Raw genomic sequence first — 2965 nt, forward strand, 5'->3', positions numbered from 1 at the left:
CAGAACATCACCGTGACATAGCGGCGCTCGCCGCTGACCTCGGCCGCGGCGGAGATCGGCCGTGGCGTTGCGGTCGGGATTGGCTCTGACGCGACCGGTGTGCCACGCGGCGCTGCAGTTGCCTTGGCGGGCGCGGCTGGTGCATTCTTCTCGATATCGCCAATGTCGGCAATCGCGCGCAACATTTTTCGGCGATCACCGAGGACGACACCGAGATCTTTCAGGTCCTGATCAGTCAGTTCGCGAAGGACCGAGAAATCAATGCGGTTTTCAGCAAAACGCTGGGCGTACTCGGACATGCCGAGCTTTTCGAGCCAGTCGGCAATGTGCTGCATGGCGGCCCCCTACGGAATTAACGCTATCCGCTCTGGACCGACAGGACAGAAAGTCTACCACGCGCGCCGACTTATTTCAGCCCCCCGCAGGTGGATGTCCGGTCGGGGTCAATCGCCACCGGGTCGAGCCAGCAACGAGCCCGGCCATGTCCGCTATGCCCCGTTCGTGACCGAGGTCCTGTGGCGGTGCAATATGTCGCGAAGGGGACCATGACCGGACTCATGAGCCGCCCCAGAGCCGCTATTCCGTCCCCTCGTCGGCGTCGGAGGGATCTGGTTCAGCTTCAACGACCAAAGTAGGCGAACATTGATACGATTGCTGCGCACAAGATAGTACGTAGAAGGACATTCGAACGGCGCCATCTTCCTCTAGTGGGACGGGAGGCCTTCTTCGGCCTTAGCCAGTAATCCTCATACCAATCAGGCTGAACTCCAAATGCGGACATCATTGTTCGTTCGAACTGATCTAGGTGAGACTTCTTCGGCTGCATGACACGGTCCTTGGGACAAAGGAGGCAGAGGCCTTTTACGGCCGGTTCAGCTTGAACCGTGGCGCGCGGGCTTGTTCACGGCGCGAGGACGGCGCCTCGCGGGTCGATAGCGCGATTTGTGGCGACGTAGTCGATCTCACCACGCGTGATGCCGATGTCCATCAACTCGCCGTCCGTCAGCCGGCACAGCTGGGTTCGCAGCCTCTCGCGTTTGCGCCACTCACGAAACGCATCCCAATATGCTTCGAGGGGACTGTAATAATGCGGCCTTGCGGTTGCCGGTCCGAACTCAGTGGTCCCGTGGATCGTGCTCATATCGGTGTGTCCAAGTTGGGCTAGTTCACCAAGCGAAAGTTGCCAGCACATCCGCTGGCGCGCTTAACAGCTGGCTTACATTTTCCTCACCGGCAGCTTATTCTTTGCGTTCCTGGGGCTTCAGAGCTGACCCCGAAAAGGAATGGCGGCTTGCGTTATCTCTTTGAGGATTACGCATTGGATACCGACAGGCGCGAACTGCACCGCGCAACGGACGTGATTGTTGTCACACCTCAGGTGTTCGACCTGCTCGACTACCTGATCCGCAACAGGGAGCGGGTCGTTAGCAAAGACGATCTCATCAGCGCCGTTTGGAATGGACGCATCGTTTCTGATGCCGCGCTGACGACTCGCCTGAATGCCGCTCGCACCGCAATCGGCGACAGCGGCGAGAAACAGCGCCTAATCAAAACTCTGCCGCGCAAGGGCTTTCGCTTCGTCGGTGCGGTGCAGGAAGCCCAGACCGTCGCAGTTGAGCCGGTTGGCTCGGTGGCGCGTAGCAGCGAGACGACGCCAACGCCGGTTTCGCCACCTCGTCTTTCCATCGTTGTGCTGCCCTTCGCAAATCTCAGCGGCGATCCCGGTCAAGAGTACTTCGTCGATGGGGTGACCGAGAGCCTCACCACAGACTTGTCGCGCATCAGTGACGCGTTCGTGATTGCGCACAACACCGCGTTTACGTTCAAAGGCAAACCCGTTGACGTAAAGAAGCTCGGACGTGAACTGAACGTCCGCTACGTGCTTGAAGGCTCAGTGCAACGGAGTGGTAACCGCCTGCGGGTGAACGTGCAATTGATTGATGCCGAAACCGGCAACCACCTTTGGGCAGAGCGTTTTGACAAGCCCGTTGCCGACCTCTTTGACATGCAGGACGAAATCATATCGAGGCTCGCCAATACACTGAAATCGCAATTGATTGCGGTCGAAGCGCGGCGCGCGGAGCGCTCACCCCATCCCGACGCGACTGACTTGTGTTTCCAAGGCGCCGCGTTGGTCAACAGGGGCCGAACCCCCGAATACATGGCACAAGCGCGCGGCTTCTTTGAACGCGCCTTGGCCCTCGAACCGGGAAATGTCGAGGCACTGGTCGGCACGGCGCTGGCCAATCTTGCAATAGTCAGCAACTTTTTCACTGACGATCGGATAGAACATCTCACCGCATCCGAGACGGCCGCCACGAAGGCGCTGTCCTTGGCACCAAACCATCCGGCGGCTCATAACATCCTAGGCATGGTGCAAACTTATACGAACCGCGCGGCTCAAGGGATCGGCAAATGCGAGCGGGCCTTGGCGCTGGATCGGAATTTGGCAATGGCGCACGCGAACATCGGGTATGGGAAGCTTTGTCTCGGGCGGGGCGTGGAGACTGAAGCCCATATAGAGCAGGCGCTCCGCCTCTCTCCCCGCGATACCTACGTCTATGCCTGGACCTTTTTTGTCGGTCTCGCCAAATTTTGGCACGGCGCCGATGCAGAAGCGATTGTTTGGCTGCGCCGGAGCCTTGAGGCCAACCCAAATTACCCCATGACGCACTTCCTTCTCGCGGCTGTTTTGGCGCACGTCGGTGAGCCGGATGAGGCACGGGCTACAGCGCAGGCAGGCCTTGCGCTGAATCCGCGTTTCAGTATTCGCCGCTATCGCTCCTACATCCCAAGCAACCATCCCGTGTATCTCGCAGGACGCGAGCGCGCCTATGAGGGCATGCGCTTGAAGACATCTTGGCGTCTGCAGTTTCTGAACACTAACCGGCCAGGCGCGCCTGGGGGTGTTCTCCAAAGGCCGCGACTTCGGCGCCTGGCTCGGGCTGGTCCCGCAACAAATCTC

3 protein-coding genes are annotated in these 2965 nt (G+C 59.5%); 1 reads left to right on the top strand and 2 read right to left on the bottom strand.

The window, feature by feature from the left end:
- Both ACFFWD_RS17950 and ACFFWD_RS17955 read right to left on the bottom strand, forming a co-directional pair.
- On the bottom strand, positions 1–335 hold a 335-nt coding region (locus tag ACFFWD_RS17950; RefSeq protein WP_376967428.1), incomplete at its 3' end, for an SAM domain-containing protein.
- Positions 336–901: 566 nt separating this feature from the next.
- Positions 902–1141: a DUF1127 domain-containing protein gene (locus tag ACFFWD_RS17955; protein ID WP_376967430.1), complete on the bottom strand. Its 240-nt coding sequence runs from the start codon at positions 1139–1141 to the stop codon at positions 902–904.
- Positions 1142–1291: 150 nt separating this feature from the next.
- Between ACFFWD_RS17955 and ACFFWD_RS17960 the strand changes: the two genes are divergently transcribed.
- On the top strand, positions 1292–2965 hold a 1674-nt coding region (locus ACFFWD_RS17960), incomplete at its 3' end, for a winged helix-turn-helix domain-containing protein (protein WP_376967432.1).

Source organism: Bradyrhizobium erythrophlei (assembly GCF_042430365.1).
GTDB classification, from domain to species: Bacteria; Pseudomonadota; Alphaproteobacteria; order Rhizobiales; family Xanthobacteraceae; genus Bradyrhizobium; species Bradyrhizobium erythrophlei.